This is a genomic window from Streptomyces endophyticus, from assembly GCF_035798155.1.
In the GTDB taxonomy this organism is placed as follows: domain Bacteria; phylum Actinomycetota; class Actinomycetes; order Streptomycetales; family Streptomycetaceae; genus Streptomyces; species Streptomyces endophyticus.
Genome location: NZ_JAOZYC010000035.1, coordinates 108456 through 122627 on the forward strand (window position 1 = coordinate 108456; position 14172 = coordinate 122627).

The window sequence follows — 14172 nt, forward strand, 5'->3', positions numbered from 1 at the left end:
TTCAGCACCCCGCCGTGGTCGGCGCCTTTCCGCGACGGCGGACAATGAACCCTCCAGGACCGCTACGGGAACGATCCGCCGGACAGAGCCCCAGGAGGGGAAGCGTGACCGAGAGCAGCAACACCCGATCCGCCGCCAGTGAAGCGCAAGAGGAACCGCAGAGCCGACTGCGGCGCCTGATGCGCTACATCCCCCTGATCGCCCCCGTCCTGCTGTGGACCGTGCCGTGCTGGGTCCTCCTGCACACCGGCCAGCGCTGGCCGCTCCCCGTCACCCTGATCGGCACCGCACTGTTCGTCCTCGGTCTGATCGGGATGCCACTCGCGATGATGCGCGGCCACGGCCGGCGCCAGCGGGACCGGGCGGCGATCGTCGGTGACACGCTGCTGGGCGGTATCTGGGTCCTGTTCACGTGGTCCGTGCTGCTCGGCGTCCTGCTGCGGCTCGCCCTGACCGTGGCCGGTGTCGGAGACGGAGAGGGCCGGGCGCGCATCGTCACCTGGACCGTCCTCGGTGTGTCCGCCGTGCTGCTCGTCTGGGGGTACGCCGAGGCGCGCCGCGTGCCGCGGGTGCGGCGACTCGACGTACAACTCCCGCGTCTGGGAGCCGGGTTGGACGGCACCCGGGTCGTCCTGATCACCGACACCCACTACGGTCCGCTCGACCGCGCCCGCTGGTCGCAGCGGCTCTGCGAGACGGTGAACACCCTGGAGGCCGACCTGGTCTGCCACACCGGCGACATCGCGGACGGCACGGCCGAACGCCGCCGCGCCCAGGCCATCCCCTTGGGCACGGTGCAGGCGACTCGGGCCCGTGTCTACGTCACCGGAAACCACGAGTACTACAGCGAGGCCCAGGGGTGGGTCGATCTGATGGACGAGCTGGGCTGGGAGCCGCTGCGCAACCGCCATCTGCTGCTGGAACGCGGTGGTGACACCCTCGTGGTCGCGGGTGTCGACGATGTCACCGCCGAGTCCTCCGGTCTCGCGGGCCACCGTGCCCACCTCGAAGGGGCCCTCGACGGCGCCGACCCCGGCCTCCCCGTCCTCCTCCTCGCCCACCAGCCCAAGTTCGTCGACCGCGCGGCGGCCCACGGCGTCGACCTCCAACTCTCCGGCCACACCCACGGCGGCCAGATCTGGCCCTTCCACCACCTGGTCCGCCTCGACCAGCCGGCCCTCGCCGGCCTCAGCCACCACGGCCCGCGCACCCTGCTCTACACCAGCCGCGGCGCCGGCTTCTGGGGCCCGCCCTTCCGCGTCTTCGCCCCGAGCGAGATCACGCTGCTGGTGCTGCGGTCGCCACAGGGGCCCACCGGGTCGTAGTACCGAGGGATACGCGGGTCAAATCCCGGAAGGGCAAAGGAAAAGAAGGGGTCAAGCGTGCGGGTGCACCCCAACCCGAGGCGCGGGCACGGGGAGTGGGGAGTTAGCCTGGATCTTGGTTGTCCGGGGCAACCAATGTTCCCGGGCGGGTGCCACTTGTGCCGGGCGCGGTGTCATGCGCCGACGGCTCCGGACCGCCTCCCCCACGCCCAACACAGCACTACCACCGGCGCGTACGAAGACAGGCGGGCCGGTGGCCCCAGGAGGACCATCCATGCCTGCAGAGGCATCCGCACCCACCCCCACCCCCGCAACACCGCACACGCCCAAGGGCACTTCGGACGACTCCGCGATATCTGACGCGGCGTCCGAGACGTCGGAACCCTTCCGCACCTTCGTCGAGGACAACCTCGACGCGCTGGCGGCCCACCCTGACCGCGAGGTCCTGGTCCACGAGGACCACCGGCTGACGGCAGGTCAATTCCGGGCGCTGGTGTACCGCATGGCCCGCGCCATCGCCGCTCAAGGCGTCACGCGCGACGCGACCGTCACCCTGCTCAGTGGCAATCTGCCCGAGACCGTCGCGGCGCGTTACGCCGCCAATCTCGTGGGCTGCCGGGTCAACCACCTCTACAACAAGCTGTCGGCCGATGTGCAGGCGGCGATCGTTCAGGACGTCGAGACCCAGGTACTGATCGTCGACCCGCACTACGCGGACCGCGCCACGGAGATCACCGACAGCGCGCCCGTACGGCACGTTCTCGTGCTGGGCGAGTCCAAGCGTGAGATCGGTCAGGATCTGCTGGCGCTCGCGGCCGAGCAGCCCGACGAGCCGTTCGTGTCCCGCGCCCGCCCCGACGACATCTGCACCATCCGGCACACCGGCGGTACGACGGGCCACCCCAAGGGCATCGTCACCACCTTCGAACAGGTCAACCGGATGCGCCGGATGGTGGATCAAGCGCGCCCCGCGGAGCGGGAGTTGCCCCGGCAGCTCGCGTGCACCACCCTCGCGCACGCCGCGGGCATGCTGGCGGACGGTGTCATCCAGGCCGGCGGCACCGTCGTCCTGCACGACGACTTCGACGCGGGCGAGGTGCTCGCCACCATCGAGCGCGAGCGCATCACGCACCTGTTCCTGCTGCCGCCCCTGGTGTACCAACTCCTCGACCACTCCGACTCCGAGCGCCGCGACCTGAGCAGCCTGCTCGGCCTGACGTACGGCGGTTGCCAGGCGTCGCCCGCGCGGATCGCGGACGCCGTGCGCCGCTTCGGGCCCGTACTCCTGCAGTTCTACGGGCAGAACGAGGCGGGCGGCATCAGCGTGCTCACCCCCGAGGACCACGACCTGGACCGGCCCGAGCGGATGCGCTCCGCGGGCAAGGTGCTGCCGAGCGTGGAGGTCGCCATCCGCGACACCGACGGCAGGGACCTGCCGGTCGGCGAGCTGGGCGAGATCTGCATCCGGTCCGAGGGCACGATGACGGGCTACTGGAAGCAGCCGGAGCTGACCGCGGAGGTGCTGCGCGACGGCTGGCTGCACACCGGTGACATCGGCTTCCTCGACGACGAGAACTACATCACCGTCGTCGACCGGCTCAAGGACATGATCGTGGTCGTCGGCGGCCATGTGTACACCACCGAGCTGGAGGACCTGCTCAACTCGCACCCGAAGGTGCTGCAGAGCGCGGTCTTCGGCGTCCGGGACGCCGACCGCATGGAGCAGGTGCACGCCGCGGTCGTGGCCGCACCGGGCGCCCCGGTGGAGGCGGAGGAGCTGCGGGCCGCGGTACGCGGACAGCGCGGCCCGATGTACGAACCGGCCCACATCACCTTCGTCGACGCGCTGCCGCTCACGGACGCGGGCAAGCCGGACAAGAAGCTGCTGCGCAAGCGGGCGGAGGAGCGGGCCTAGCCGTACCGGGGGCCGGGCAGCCGGGTGGGGGCGGTTGAGGTCCGGGGCGGGTGGTCCGGCGACGGTGTCGCGGAGTCGCGCGAGCGGGGGCGGGGGTGGGGGTCGGAGCGGGTGTCGGTCGGCTGCACGGAAGTCGACGGGCGCGAGCCGCCCCCGCTTCCGCTCCCCGGAGCGCCGAGGAGATTGCCCGTCACCTGGACCGCGGCGCCGCAGACGAGCAGCGCCACGGCCAGCGCGGTGAGTCCGGCGGAGGCGCGCTGCGGCCGGGACACCGTGTAACGCGGTTCGATGTCCATCATCAGTCCACGTACTCCTGGGCGACCTCGACGTAGTTGAAGCCCCTGACATCGGTGGCGATCTGCATCTGCCCGGTCTTCGACGAGGCGATGAGGGTGTTGAGCAGGCCGGTGATCGCTCCGCTCAGCGCCGACTCGGTGTCCGAACCGTCGGCGATGAACAGCGCTTTGGTGGCCACCTGCTCCAGCACGTCGCGCATCGCGCCGCCGAAGCCGTACGCGATCACGTGCGGGTGGCGCGGCCAGTCCCTGTCCACGAGCTTGCGGAAGGAGTCCTGCCAGTGCGCGTCGGTCGGACTGCCGTCGGTCAGGAAGAAGATCGTCGGCCGTAGCACGTCGAGGTTCTGCGTCCTCAGGCTGCTGACGTCCTGTTCGATGCATTCCCGCACCCGGTCGAAGGTCTTGCCGTAGTCCGTGCGCCCGCCGCAGATCACCTCGGGCATGGCCGGAACCTGCTCCATGTCCGACATCGGGATCACCACATGCACATCGGTGGAGAAGGCGACCACGCAGACCCGGGCGAACTCCGAGACGCGGGGATTGGTCGCCAGGTTGTAGTGCAGACGGGAGAGGGTCGCGTTGAGTACGGCCTCGTGCGGCTTCATCGACGAGGACGCGTCGATCACCACGTAGGTCGGCAGGCAGAGTGACATGGTGCACCTCTGAGTCAGTGGTTGGAGGCGATGACGAACAGCAGGACCAAGGCGATGAGGACGACGAGAATCCAGCCGGCCTGGGTGACGGTGTCCGGCGTCTTGGCGGGCGTCGACTCGGGTTCCTTGACGGGCTCTTGGGCTCCGGCGGAGGACTTCGGAGTCGGCTTCTGGGGCTGCGGTTTCGGCTGCGGGGGCAGTGGGGGCAGCGCGCTGCGGGTAGGACGTGGCGCGACCCTGACGTAGGGGCCGCTGTTCAGCGCCTGGTTCAACTGGGCGGCCGAGGGCCGTCGTTCGCGGTCGGTCGCGAACAGCATGTCGAGCAGTACCTCGGAGACGGTGGGCTGGTTCGGCCAGGGGGACGCGGCGACGGTGTGAAAGGTGTGCGCGTCACGCTGGCCCGTCATGCACTTGGCGACGAGCAGTCCGAGCCGGTAGCGGTCGGTGTACTCGTCCGCGTCGGTGCCCGGTGGTGTGAGTGGGTCGGCCCAGTTCGGCTGGTGGATGTCGGGCATCTTCTTGGGCTGACATCCGTCGACGTCGATGAGATAGACGGAGCGCTGGGACGGGCTCCAGAAGGCGTTGGAGAACGACCAGTCCGAATAGACCAGGCCAAGGCCCTCCAAGATCGCGGCGAGCCGCGTCAGTTGGCGACAGGCGGCCAGCCTGCCCTCGGCTCCTGGCGCCGGCAGCCCGATGCCCCGGATCGACTTGTCGGACTTCGCCAGCCAGTCGATCTCCACGAAACGGCGCTCGCTGAACCCCCCGCGCCGCAGCTCACCGCGGAACTGCTCGGGCGCCATCGGGATCACGCAGCCCACGGCCGGGTTGCCCGGCCCCTCGATCCGGGCCGCGGGCCAGCACGTGCCGGCGTACAGGAGCGCACGATCCGCCTCCGGGAGCGTGCCCGGAGCCGAGATCAGCAGGTCGAGCCGGCGGGCGTCCTCAGGGTGCTGGTCAGGCCGGTAGAGCTTGGCCAGCCAGCCCGGATGGTCCGTCAGCGGCCGTACGGCGACGGCCTGGCCGTTGTGCTCGGAGATGGGTTCGGCGAACGGGCCGAGATCGCTGACGCTCACGGTCCGCGGCAGGACCCAGCCCCGCGGATCCGCCGTCGAGCCGCCGGCTCCGTCGTCCGCGCCGTCGACGAGAGAGGGTTCTGTCATGCCCGGCCACCGTTCCAGATCACGACCGCGGTGCGGTCGTCGAGGCATTGCGGTGCGTCGAAGCCGACGTCGGCGGTGAACCGGGTGGCCGGAACCGGCGAGCGCCAGGAGTTCGCGAAGTACTCGTTGATGTTGCCCGCCTGGTCCGCCCACGCGTCGCCGATGCCGTCCGTGACCAGGGCGAGGGCGGCGCCGGGAGCCAGCATGACGTAGTCGTCCCTGGCCAGTTGCGGTGTGTCCGGCAGCCGCCCGGCGACCTCGTTCGAGACCACCGCGGCCGCGCGGTCCTTGGCCTCTCCGCCGGAGAACCGCCACAGCGCGTCACGCGGGTCGAGCGTCCAGGCCGAACTGTCTCCGAGCCATCCGACCCAAGCGCGCGCGACGCCGTTCGCATCGGGCTCGGCGAGCACCGCGGTGATCAGCACGGTGGCCAGGTGCGAGGTGTCGACGCCGCGGCCGGTCGCCTGCGCGGCGACCGCGTCCGCGATCCGCCCGTACAGCTCCTTGACGTCGAGCCCGTCGAAACCCACCGTCCCGAGCTGCTCGCGCAGCAGGGTGACGGCCTGGCTGGAGGCCGTGGTGGCCCCGGCGTCGGACCGGGCCGCGCTGGACAGGCCGTCGGCCACCGCCACGATCGCGTGCCGGCTGTCCCGGCTCCGCCCGATCCGGTACGAGTCCTGGCGCGGTTCGGCGGGTTGGGCGCAGCGGTGGCCTGGTCCGATGACGGAGGCCGCGCGGAGGGTGAAGGCTCCGACCGTGGCTTCGTCGGCGGCGATCCCGTTCTGCACGGTGCGCTCCGGCAGCAGCCAGGGGTAGCCCTGGGCCCGGGCGCCGTCGCCGAAGCGGGGCACACCCAGGTCGGTCGGCCGTTCACGCAGGAACGGCCGGGGTTTGGGGGCCTGGGCCGGAGGCTGCGGCGCCGCCGGTCCGGTGACGTAGCGGCAGATCGTAGGCGCCGTGCCGGGCTTGGGTTCCGGTGCGAGCCGGTCCCGCTGCCCTGGCGATGTCGCGGCGGAGTCGAACCCCAGCGCGGCCGCCGCGCCGACGACACCCACTGCCGCGAGGGCGAACACGTCCACCAGGGGGCCGTACCGGTGATGCGGCGTGCTGATCTCGACGAAGGCCCCGATGACGACGGCCACGAACAGCGCCGCCCGCCACCGCCCGCCCATGGGACCGTCCCGCCGGCCGTAGTCCCGGCTCACGGCCGTTCCCCGCCGTCGTGGGATCGCGGTCCGGAGGCGAAGTGCTGAGTGCCGTGCTGCACCGCGAACACCTCACCCGAGTTGGTGGCTGAATTGACCTGGATCACGGTGTCCGGCCTTTCTGGAGTGCGCAGCGATGCCAGGGCCATGACGTCCTGGGCGAGCTCCGGAGTGCGGTCGAGCAGCTGGGCCAGGGCCTCGGTCCAGTAGTCCACGGCACCGGCTTCGACCGCTCCCCTCGTGGCGGTCGACTGCCGGTCGAGCGCGACGGACAGCTCGTTGTGGCGGCTGCCGCGAGCCCGCGCGAGGACGCTGCTCATCCGCCTCTTCGCCTCCTGCCAGAGGTCGGTGCCCATGGCGGAGACCAGAGCGGTGGCGCCGCTCGCGGCCAGCGCGGTGAGTTCCTCGTTCATCGGCGCGTTTCAACCCCGGTCGTTGTGGCGGATGTACTGGTTGCCCCGGTGCACGGCGAAGGCCGTGCCGTTTCCCGTGGCCCGGACGAGTTGCTCCACGGCCCGCGGTGCGGACGGTGCGGGCTGTGCGGGCTGTGCGGGCTGTGCGGGCTGCTCACCGGAGCCGGGGTCCCGGCCGGAACCGGAGTCCTGGCCGGAACCGGCCCGCGGCCCGATCGGGCTGCCCGGATACCAGAGCCAGGCCCGCGCGGCGTACTCCTTGACCCGGACGTCGGCCGCGGTGAACGCGTCGGCCTCGAGCCCCTCATAGCCGTGCCCGACGGTTTCCTCGTAGAAGTGCTGCGAGAGGATCGCGGCCAGTGGGGTGCCGCCGGTGCCGGCCAGGGTCGCGTGCCGGAGCGGGGCCGAGTCGAGCAGCCGTGCCAACGCCTCGAAGGGCGCGCCGGATGCGGTGCCGTCCGGATCGAACCGGATCTCGCCCGCGTGCACCGCGGCCCGCACCCGCAGCCGGGTGTCCGCGCCGGCCTCGCGGTTGTGCGCACGGATCCGTGACTGCAGCTCCGGGAGCAGCGGAAACAGCAGTCCCGCCTTGGGCAGTCCGGCCGGGGCGACGAGCAGGCTGCCGTCGCCGGTGTCGACGCGGGTGAAGTCCCGTACGTCCAGTGCGGCCGCGCCCAGGGCCTCGGCCAGTGCGGAACGCAACGCGCTGCGGATCTCCTGCAGCCGCCGCTCGCCGCGGCCCGCGGAACGCGCGATGTCGCATGCCAGCAGGGCTCGGTATTCGTATCTCGGCATCCCTGTTCCTCCGCGATCACAGCGAACTCGGGCGACTCGAGGTCGAGTTGCCGTCGTCCGGGGCGTCCGGGCCGTCCGGTGTGGACAAGATGATTGACGAGACCGTAGAGGAGGGGTCCCCGAGCAGAACGGCTACTAATACGGCTTGTGCCGCTTCGGCTGCACGAGGAAGAGAGGTGGGGCGATGGGCGCCACACGTGTTCGCGGGGCCGGGGCCTACTGGCCGCCCGCCGGACTGCTCGGCCGCGTCGACGAGGCCGACCGCGCGATCCTCATGGGACTCGGCCACGGCGTGGCCTACCCGGCCGGCCAGATCACCATCCGCGAGGCCGACACCTCGGACTTCGCGCTGCTCCTGCTCGGCGGCATGGTGAAGGTCACCGCGCTCGCACAGGACGGCCGCGAGGCGCTGCTGGCCGTGCGGATGGCCGGGGACCTGGTCGGGGAGTTCGCCGGGATCGACGGTCGGCCGCGCGTCGGCACCGTGACCGCGTGCGGCAGGGTGCTCGCCCGCTACATACTCCGTTCCGAGCTGCTGGAGTGCGCCGAACGGCACCCCGCCATCGGACTCGCGCTCAGCGCGAGCGTGGTGGCCAAGCTGCGCACGGCGACCGGCCGCATCGTCGACTTCACCGGTTGCGATGTGCTCGGACGGCTGGCCAGGATCCTGCACCACCTGGCCGTCATCTACGGGCCTCCCGGCCGGCACATGGCCCAACTCCCGTTCTCACAGCCGGAGATGGCCACCCTGGTCGGCGCGGCGGAGTCGTCGATCCACAAGGCCCTGCGGGCGCTGCGGGAGTCCGGCGCGGTCATGACCGGCTACCGCAGGATCACGATCCTCGACCTGGATCACCTCGCCCGGATCGCCGTCGCGGCCGGGCCCGACTGATCACCGGCGATCTCGCCGAACACGTAAAAGCACCGGGTTCGTACGACGGGTCGGCGCCAGCCTGCCCAAGTACCAAGACCCAGGCGTGGGAGAGAACGAGGGAAACAGATGTCACAGAACAACGGCGCTCCGGACGGCTCCGGGGGGATCCGGACCGGCGATGTGTCCGGCACGGTGGTCATCGGCAACAACAACACCGTGAGCATCCTGGAGGGAACACCGCCGGATCCGGTCAAACGCCCGTCGATCTCCCAACTGCCGCGGTCCGCCGCCGAGCCGCTGATCGGCCGGGACCGGGACGTCCAGGTGCTGCAAGAGGCCACAGAGGCACACCAGTTGGTGCAGGTCTGGGGCGCGTCCGGGGTCGGCAAGAGTGCGCTCCTGCGCCACCTCGCGTGCACGATGGCACGGGTGCCGGACGGCGCGGCGAATCCGGACGGCGCCGCCTACATCGAGGCCGGCGGACGCACCGCCGATGACATCGCGCAGGCGATCTTCGACATCAGCTTCGACGCGCCGAACTACAAACCGTCGTGGGAAGTGCTCAAGGAGCATCTGAAGACCCTGCGGCTACGGATCTACCTGGACGACGCGGGGCTCGACGACAAGGAGCTGCGCCGGCTCTTCGACATGGCCGAGCGGTCCACCTTCGTCTTCACCTCGCAGCAGCGGTGCGCGCTCGACGGTGTGCACGCGATCCAGCTCAAGGGCCTGGGGGCCTCGGCGGCGGTGGAACTGGTGGCGGCGCTGCTCTCCCGCGAGCTACGGCCCGATGAAGTGCCGATCGTCGGCGCGCTGTGCGCACAGGTGGACGGCAACCCGCTCCGGCTGCGGCGCATCGCCTTGTCGGCCGCGACCGGCAGGGGCCGGCTGCCGGGCATCGCCGAGCTCCCCGAATTGCTTCCCGCGCTGCTGAACAAGCTCGGGCCGCAGGAGCGCGATCTGCTGTGCCTGCTCGGTTCGCTGTCCGGCGCCGAGCTGGCTCCCCGGCATCTCAATGATCTGCTGGAGCGGACGGACGCCGCCGCGCTCGCCGACGGCCTGGTGCGACACGGTCTGCTGCTCGCCTCGGAGACCGGCTACAGCTGTCCCCCGGATGTCGCCGAGTGCGTGCTGGACATGCGCCGGACGGAGTTTCCCGCCGATCGGCTCTGCCGGACGCTCACCGCGTGGGTGGAGGCGCGGGACACCACCGCGGACGATGTCGCGGTGCACTTCCAGGCGCTGGACGTCGCGGTGCTGCGAGCGGAGCGGAGCGGACATGCGCAGCTCGGCTCGGCGCTGGCCCGCGCCGCCTCGCCGAAGCTGGCGCTGTCCCGGCAGTTCGACGCGTGGGGCAGCCTGCTCGGAGTCGGCTGGGCGGCGGCGAGGAGCGCGGGGGTCAGGGAGGACGAGGAGTTCTTCCTGCACGAGGCCCGCACCCGGCGGAAGGCGCTCGGGCGGGGCGCGATGACGGCGGCCCTGGCGCTAGAGGCGGGGGTGCTGTTTCGCGAACTCACCGTTCTGCACGCGCAGTCGGCGGCCCAGCACGCGGCCGGCGCGGCATCGACCGGCGCACTGCCGCACTCGGCCGCCGCCGCGCACGGCGCGGTCCACTCGGTCACCTCCACGCACGGCGCGGTCCACACGACGGCGGCCGTCCCGCACTCGGCCGCCGCCACATCCGCCGCCTCGGCTCCCGGGCACACAGCCGCGACCGCCCACGGGGCGACGAGGCCGGTGGTCGACCTGTCCTCGCAGGCCGCACAGCCGCACGTCGCCGCCCAAGGAGCCGGTACACATTCGGCCGCCGCACACTCGGCCGCCGCACCGACACCACCACGGATCGACCTCTCGGGGGCGCACTCTTCCGCCGCCCACCCGACGCCCGCCGCGACCACGTCCGCGACGAGCACGGGCCACTCGGCGACCGCCGCGGCCGGTGCGGCGGGCGTCAAGGGCGGAATGTCGGCACTCGCCGTCGCCTGCACGATCGGCATCGCGGCCGTACTGGGCGTGGGTGCCATCGTCTACGCGAACGAGCAGCCGAACCCGTCTCCAGCGGCCGGGGCGAGCTCGGTCAGTACGCCAGACCTGAGCGACGACACCGTTCCCGCCGACGACACCGTGCCCGACGAGGCCACCTCGCCCAGTGTCGACCCCGTGTGCGCGACCGTGATCCCCGAGCTGTCGTCGGACCTCCAGCAGTACTCCACCGACGCCGCCATCGCGTCCGACTCGATCGACTCGTACAACAGCGCCATGGACTCCTACAACTCCGGCGCCTCGTCCACGCCTCCCGACGACAGCACGATCCGCTCCCAGGTCGGCACCGTCATCAGCGACCTCCAGTCCGTCGAGTCCACGTTGCAGGGGGCCATCTCGCAGGCCGAGGACAGCTCCGTGGAGTCGGACCTCGACGACATGCTGACCGCCACTCAGGAGCTGGAGAGCATGTACCGGTCGTACGAGAGCGACCCGGAGAACTCCCAGGTCGACCCGTCGGGTCAGGCCGCGGCGATGAACTCGGCGTCGGACAGCCTGCAGAGCGACTGCGGCGCGTGACCCACCGTGCCGGACCAACAAGAAGGGCGGGCCATGCCCGAGAAATCCACCCACGGAGACATCCACACCGGGGACGTCTCCGGCACCTTCATCGTCGGCGACAACAACCACATGACGACCACGACGCATCCTGCTGAGCAACCCCGGCCCCGGCAGGAACAGCGGAACGCGGCGGAGGACCAGGCAGCCGCCTTCGCGGTCCAGCACGGCGACATGCACGTCACGTACAACGCCGCCGCACCCGAGGCGGAAGCTTCCGAGGGGGAAGACTGAGAAACGTCACGTGCCCCGGCCGACGACCGGCCGGGGCACGTACGCAGCGATCCGCTCGGACCATTAGTCCTTGTAGTCCTTGTCGGCCAGCAACTCCAGGTCCTGAGCACTCAGCGTCGCCGTCTTCAGCAGTTCCCTGATCAGGTTGACACTGAGCGTCGAGCCGACCGGCTCGCCGACCTCGTCGCGCAGCAGTCCGCGCACGCCACGGCGGTGCAACCGGTCGCGCACGTCCTCGACCGTGTTCGCAACCGACTTGTGGGTCCAGGACTTGGTCACGTACGGGGAGGAGTTGGCGAGACGGGCCGTGTCCTCCCAGGCCAGCGGGAGCGGGAAGGCGTCGTGGCCCTCCAGGTAGCGCCGAGCGAGCGCGGTGAGCACCAGCCGCTCCTGCGGGGAGAGTTCGTAGACCGTCTCGGGATCCACGGTCTCCGCACCGCTCGTGGAGCGAGGGTTCCGGTCGTCCTCGTCCACGACGCGGACCTCCACCAGATGGGAACGCCGTTTGGACGAGTTGATCACCAGCGGGGTGTACCCGGACTCGATGAGCCGCTTGTGGCCGTTCAGTATCAGCACGCCGTCGGGCAGTTCGATCGGCAGATTGCCGGTGTTGACCAGCCACCAGTCGCCGTCCGTGGCCGTGCAGGTGAACACGCCGTGCCGACGGCTGACGGTCGGGTCGTCGATGCCGACCGGCACATGCACGTCCTCGCGGTCCCGCCCGAACAGCAGCGTGTACCGGCGCGGCGGCACGGCGTAGCCGCCTTCAGGACCCAGTACGAAGATCGTCCCCGGCGGAGCCGCCGGCACCCTGTCGGCGGGACTGCCCGGCGGCAGCATCTGGGGTGGAAAGTTTCCGTACGCCATGTCACATACCTCCGCCTCGGCTCGCGTCAGTGTAGGAGCGCACCGCGGGGACCGGTCCCCGCACAGATGTGGACGATGGGCATGGGTGTGTTTGCCGCCAACTCGTGTTGCCTTGCCCCGACTTGATCGATAGCCTGCCCGCCGTGAGCGCAAGCGGTCGGGGGACCTGTTGATGATGGATGGCGCGATCGCCGAACCGCTCGGCGCAGACGATCCGCAGGACATCGGCAGCTTCAAGATCATCGGCCTCCTCGGTGTCGGCGGCATGGGCGAGGTCTACCTCGGGGCGTCCGACAAGGGCTACGCCGCCGTCAAGCGGGTCCGGCCACGACTGGTCTCCAGCGAGCGCTTCGAGCGCGAGGTCGGCATCCTCTACCGTGCGCCGGCCGGGGTCGCCCCGCGGGTGCTGGCGAGCGACGGCACCGCGGAACGCCCTTGGTTCGCCACCGAGTACGTGCCCGGACTCACCGTGGACGAGGCGGTCCGGCTGCGCGGCCCGCTGCCCGCCGATGCGCTGTGGCTGCTGCTGGCCGAGGCGGCCACTCACCTGTCGGCCGTGCACACGTCCGAGATCGTGCACCGTGACATCAAGCCCGGCAACGTCATGCTGGTACGGGACGGCGTGAAGCTGATCGACTTCGGTATCGCGCGCGCCGCGGACCAGGCGAGGCTCACCAAGAGCGGTGGCAGCTACGGCACGCAGGGATTCTCGGCACCGGAACAGCAGGCCGGGGACGGGGACGTGGACGCTCCCGCGGACGTCTACGCGCTCGGGGCGCTCGTGCTCTACGCGGCTTCGGGCCGCACGCCTGGTGTCGTCCCCGACGTGGAGCCGCTGCGCGCCGTGGACGCCGGCCTCGCCGCCGTCGTCGGGTCCTGTCTCGCGACCGGCCCCGAAGCACGCCCCACCGCGGGCGAGGTGGCGGAGGCGGCCCGCGCGCACCTGCCCGTTCCCCCTCCCGTCTGGCCTTCCGAGGTCATGTCACGCATCACCTCGCGACGTGCCTTCGCCGCGACGCCGGTCGGCAAGCTGGAGACCGTCCCGCCGCCGGACCAGGACGCGGATCCGACACCCGGGACCGCTCCCCCGTCCACCGCGTTACCCCGCCACCCGCGCGCACGCCGGCTGCTGCTCCCGGCCGCCGCGGTGCTCGCCCTCGGCGCCGTCGCGGCGTTCGTACTCTTTCCGTCCGCTTCCCGGCAGGACGACGCCGCGCATCCGTCCGACCGCAAACCCGTGGCCGGGGCGACACGGACGCCCTCCGCGAGCCCGAGTCGCTCGGCCTCGCCCACCACCGGGCCCGGACGCCCGACCCCGACCGCCCCGGCCGGCAGGGACACGGCCGCCCCGCCGAGCACGTCGAGCGCGCGTTCGCCGTCCCGCCCCGCCGCGACCACCGCGTCCCCACCGGCCGCCACCCGCGTCACGTCGCGGTCCATCGACGGCATCAACGGTGGCGACGACCCGGCACAGGTCGAGGGATCCGAGGCGGACACCTCCTGGGTCGGCGACAACGCCACCTGCTCCGCCTGGCTGGACGACAACGGCTCCGGCGAGCTCGCCGGCGTGCTCAACACCTCCCTGAACCAGAGCTGCGGCGCCGAACTCCACCGCAGCGACGGCATCGCTCACACCTTCCGCGCCTCCTGGGGCGCCGCGAAGACGAACTTCATCTCAGACGTCGGCCACACGATGTGGATCTGCGTCTGGAACGCGAGCGACCGGTCCGACGAGCAGTGCTCCGCCCACTTCGCCATGAACGGGAACACCCCGGTCAAGCAGTGACTCCCACGGCACTGAACCCCCGCCCCGCCGCCTGGGCCTGACGGC

General features: G+C 71.3%; 13 protein-coding genes. 6 read left to right on the forward strand and 7 right to left on the reverse strand.

The features are described 5' to 3' along the window. Nucleotides 1-104: 104 nt before the first annotated feature. Both OKJ99_RS06635 and OKJ99_RS06640 read left to right on the forward strand, forming a co-directional pair. Nucleotides 105-1325, forward strand: a complete 1221-nt coding sequence (locus tag OKJ99_RS06635) for a metallophosphoesterase (RefSeq protein WP_326014830.1) — start codon at nt 105-107, stop codon at nt 1323-1325. A 274-nt stretch (nt 1326-1599) separates the two neighbouring features. Next, nucleotides 1600-3240, forward strand: coding sequence for an AMP-binding protein (locus tag OKJ99_RS06640; RefSeq protein WP_326014832.1), 1641 nt, complete (start codon nt 1600-1602; stop codon nt 3238-3240). Here the strand turns inward: OKJ99_RS06640 and OKJ99_RS06645 are convergent. Genes OKJ99_RS06645 through OKJ99_RS06670 form a run of 6 tightly spaced genes read right to left on the reverse strand, consistent with a single transcriptional unit; the run spans nt 3237 to nt 7765 of the window. After that, nucleotides 3237-3539 carry a hypothetical protein gene (locus OKJ99_RS06645; RefSeq protein ID WP_326014833.1) on the reverse strand — a complete coding sequence of 101 codons (303 nt, stop codon included), beginning with the start codon at nt 3537-3539 and terminating at the stop codon, nt 3237-3239. The two genes, OKJ99_RS06640 and OKJ99_RS06645, sit on opposite strands and share 4 nt — an antisense overlap. Next, nucleotides 3539-4189: a vWA domain-containing protein gene (locus OKJ99_RS06650; RefSeq protein ID WP_326014834.1), complete on the reverse strand. Its 651-nt coding sequence runs from the start codon at nt 4187-4189 to the stop codon at nt 3539-3541. Before OKJ99_RS06650 ends, OKJ99_RS06645 begins: the two co-directional genes overlap by 1 nt. Before the next feature lie 14 nt (nt 4190-4203). Next, on the reverse strand, nt 4204-5352 hold the full coding sequence (locus tag OKJ99_RS06655) for a hypothetical protein (protein WP_326014835.1): 1149 nt from the start codon (nt 5350-5352) through the stop codon (nt 4204-4206). Continuing rightward, entirely contained in the window at nt 5349-6557 is a 1209-nt protein-coding gene (locus OKJ99_RS06660) for a protein phosphatase 2C domain-containing protein (RefSeq protein WP_326014836.1), read from the reverse strand. The genes OKJ99_RS06655 and OKJ99_RS06660 overlap by 4 nt, the downstream gene beginning before the upstream one ends. Then, nucleotides 6554-6970, reverse strand: coding sequence for a hypothetical protein (locus OKJ99_RS06665; RefSeq protein WP_326014838.1), 417 nt, complete (start codon nt 6968-6970; stop codon nt 6554-6556). Before OKJ99_RS06665 ends, OKJ99_RS06660 begins: the two co-directional genes overlap by 4 nt. Nucleotides 6971-6979: 9 nt before the next feature. Further along, the gene (locus OKJ99_RS06670) at nt 6980-7765 is read right to left on the reverse strand and encodes a hypothetical protein (protein WP_326014840.1); all 786 of its coding nucleotides are present in this window, start codon (nt 7763-7765) and stop codon (nt 6980-6982) included. A 184-nt stretch (nt 7766-7949) separates the two neighbouring features. On the opposite strand from OKJ99_RS06670, the gene OKJ99_RS06675 reads away from it, so the two are divergent. From OKJ99_RS06675 to OKJ99_RS06685, 3 genes are all read left to right on the forward strand, one after another. Then, nucleotides 7950-8657, forward strand: coding sequence for a Crp/Fnr family transcriptional regulator (locus OKJ99_RS06675; RefSeq protein ID WP_326014842.1), 708 nt, complete (start codon nt 7950-7952; stop codon nt 8655-8657). A 108-nt stretch (nt 8658-8765) separates the two neighbouring features. Next, nucleotides 8766-11201: a hypothetical protein gene (locus tag OKJ99_RS06680; protein WP_326014843.1), complete on the forward strand. Its 2436-nt coding sequence runs from the start codon at nt 8766-8768 to the stop codon at nt 11199-11201. Nucleotides 11202-11234: 33 nt separating this feature from the next. Continuing rightward, nucleotides 11235-11474, forward strand: coding sequence for a hypothetical protein (locus OKJ99_RS06685; RefSeq protein WP_326014845.1), 240 nt, complete (start codon nt 11235-11237; stop codon nt 11472-11474). Between the two features lie 63 nt (nt 11475-11537). On the opposite strand, the gene OKJ99_RS06690 is transcribed toward OKJ99_RS06685, so the two are convergent. Beyond that, complete coding sequence (locus OKJ99_RS06690; RefSeq protein ID WP_326014846.1) at nt 11538-12341, reverse strand: FHA domain-containing protein; 804 nt, start codon at nt 12339-12341, stop codon at nt 11538-11540. Nucleotides 12342-12516: 175 nt separating this feature from the next. Between OKJ99_RS06690 and OKJ99_RS06695 the strand changes: the two genes are divergently transcribed. Then, complete coding sequence (locus OKJ99_RS06695; RefSeq protein ID WP_326014847.1) at nt 12517-14127, forward strand: serine/threonine protein kinase; 1611 nt, start codon at nt 12517-12519, stop codon at nt 14125-14127. Nucleotides 14128-14172: the final 45 nt, after the last annotated feature.

Coding starts and splice junctions, on each gene's coding strand:
- OKJ99_RS06675 (WP_326014842.1), top strand. CDS start 7,950: ATGGGCGCCACACGTGTTCGCGGGGCCGGGGCCTACTGGCCGCCCGCC.
- OKJ99_RS06650 (WP_326014834.1), bottom strand. CDS start 4,189: ATGTCACTCTGCCTGCCGACCTACGTGGTGATCGACGCGTCCTCGTCG.
- OKJ99_RS06665 (WP_326014838.1), bottom strand. CDS start 6,970: ATGAACGAGGAACTCACCGCGCTGGCCGCGAGCGGCGCCACCGCTCTG.
- OKJ99_RS06685 (WP_326014845.1), top strand. CDS start 11,235: ATGCCCGAGAAATCCACCCACGGAGACATCCACACCGGGGACGTCTCC.
- OKJ99_RS06655 (WP_326014835.1), bottom strand. CDS start 5,352: ATGACAGAACCCTCTCTCGTCGACGGCGCGGACGACGGAGCCGGCGGC.
- OKJ99_RS06690 (WP_326014846.1), bottom strand. CDS start 12,341: ATGGCGTACGGAAACTTTCCACCCCAGATGCTGCCGCCGGGCAGTCCC.
- OKJ99_RS06640 (WP_326014832.1), top strand. CDS start 1,600: ATGCCTGCAGAGGCATCCGCACCCACCCCCACCCCCGCAACACCGCAC.
- OKJ99_RS06695 (WP_326014847.1), top strand. CDS start 12,517: ATGGATGGCGCGATCGCCGAACCGCTCGGCGCAGACGATCCGCAGGAC.
- OKJ99_RS06670 (WP_326014840.1), bottom strand. CDS start 7,765: ATGCCGAGATACGAATACCGAGCCCTGCTGGCATGCGACATCGCGCGT.
- OKJ99_RS06680 (WP_326014843.1), top strand. CDS start 8,766: ATGTCACAGAACAACGGCGCTCCGGACGGCTCCGGGGGGATCCGGACC.
- OKJ99_RS06645 (WP_326014833.1), bottom strand. CDS start 3,539: ATGATGGACATCGAACCGCGTTACACGGTGTCCCGGCCGCAGCGCGCC.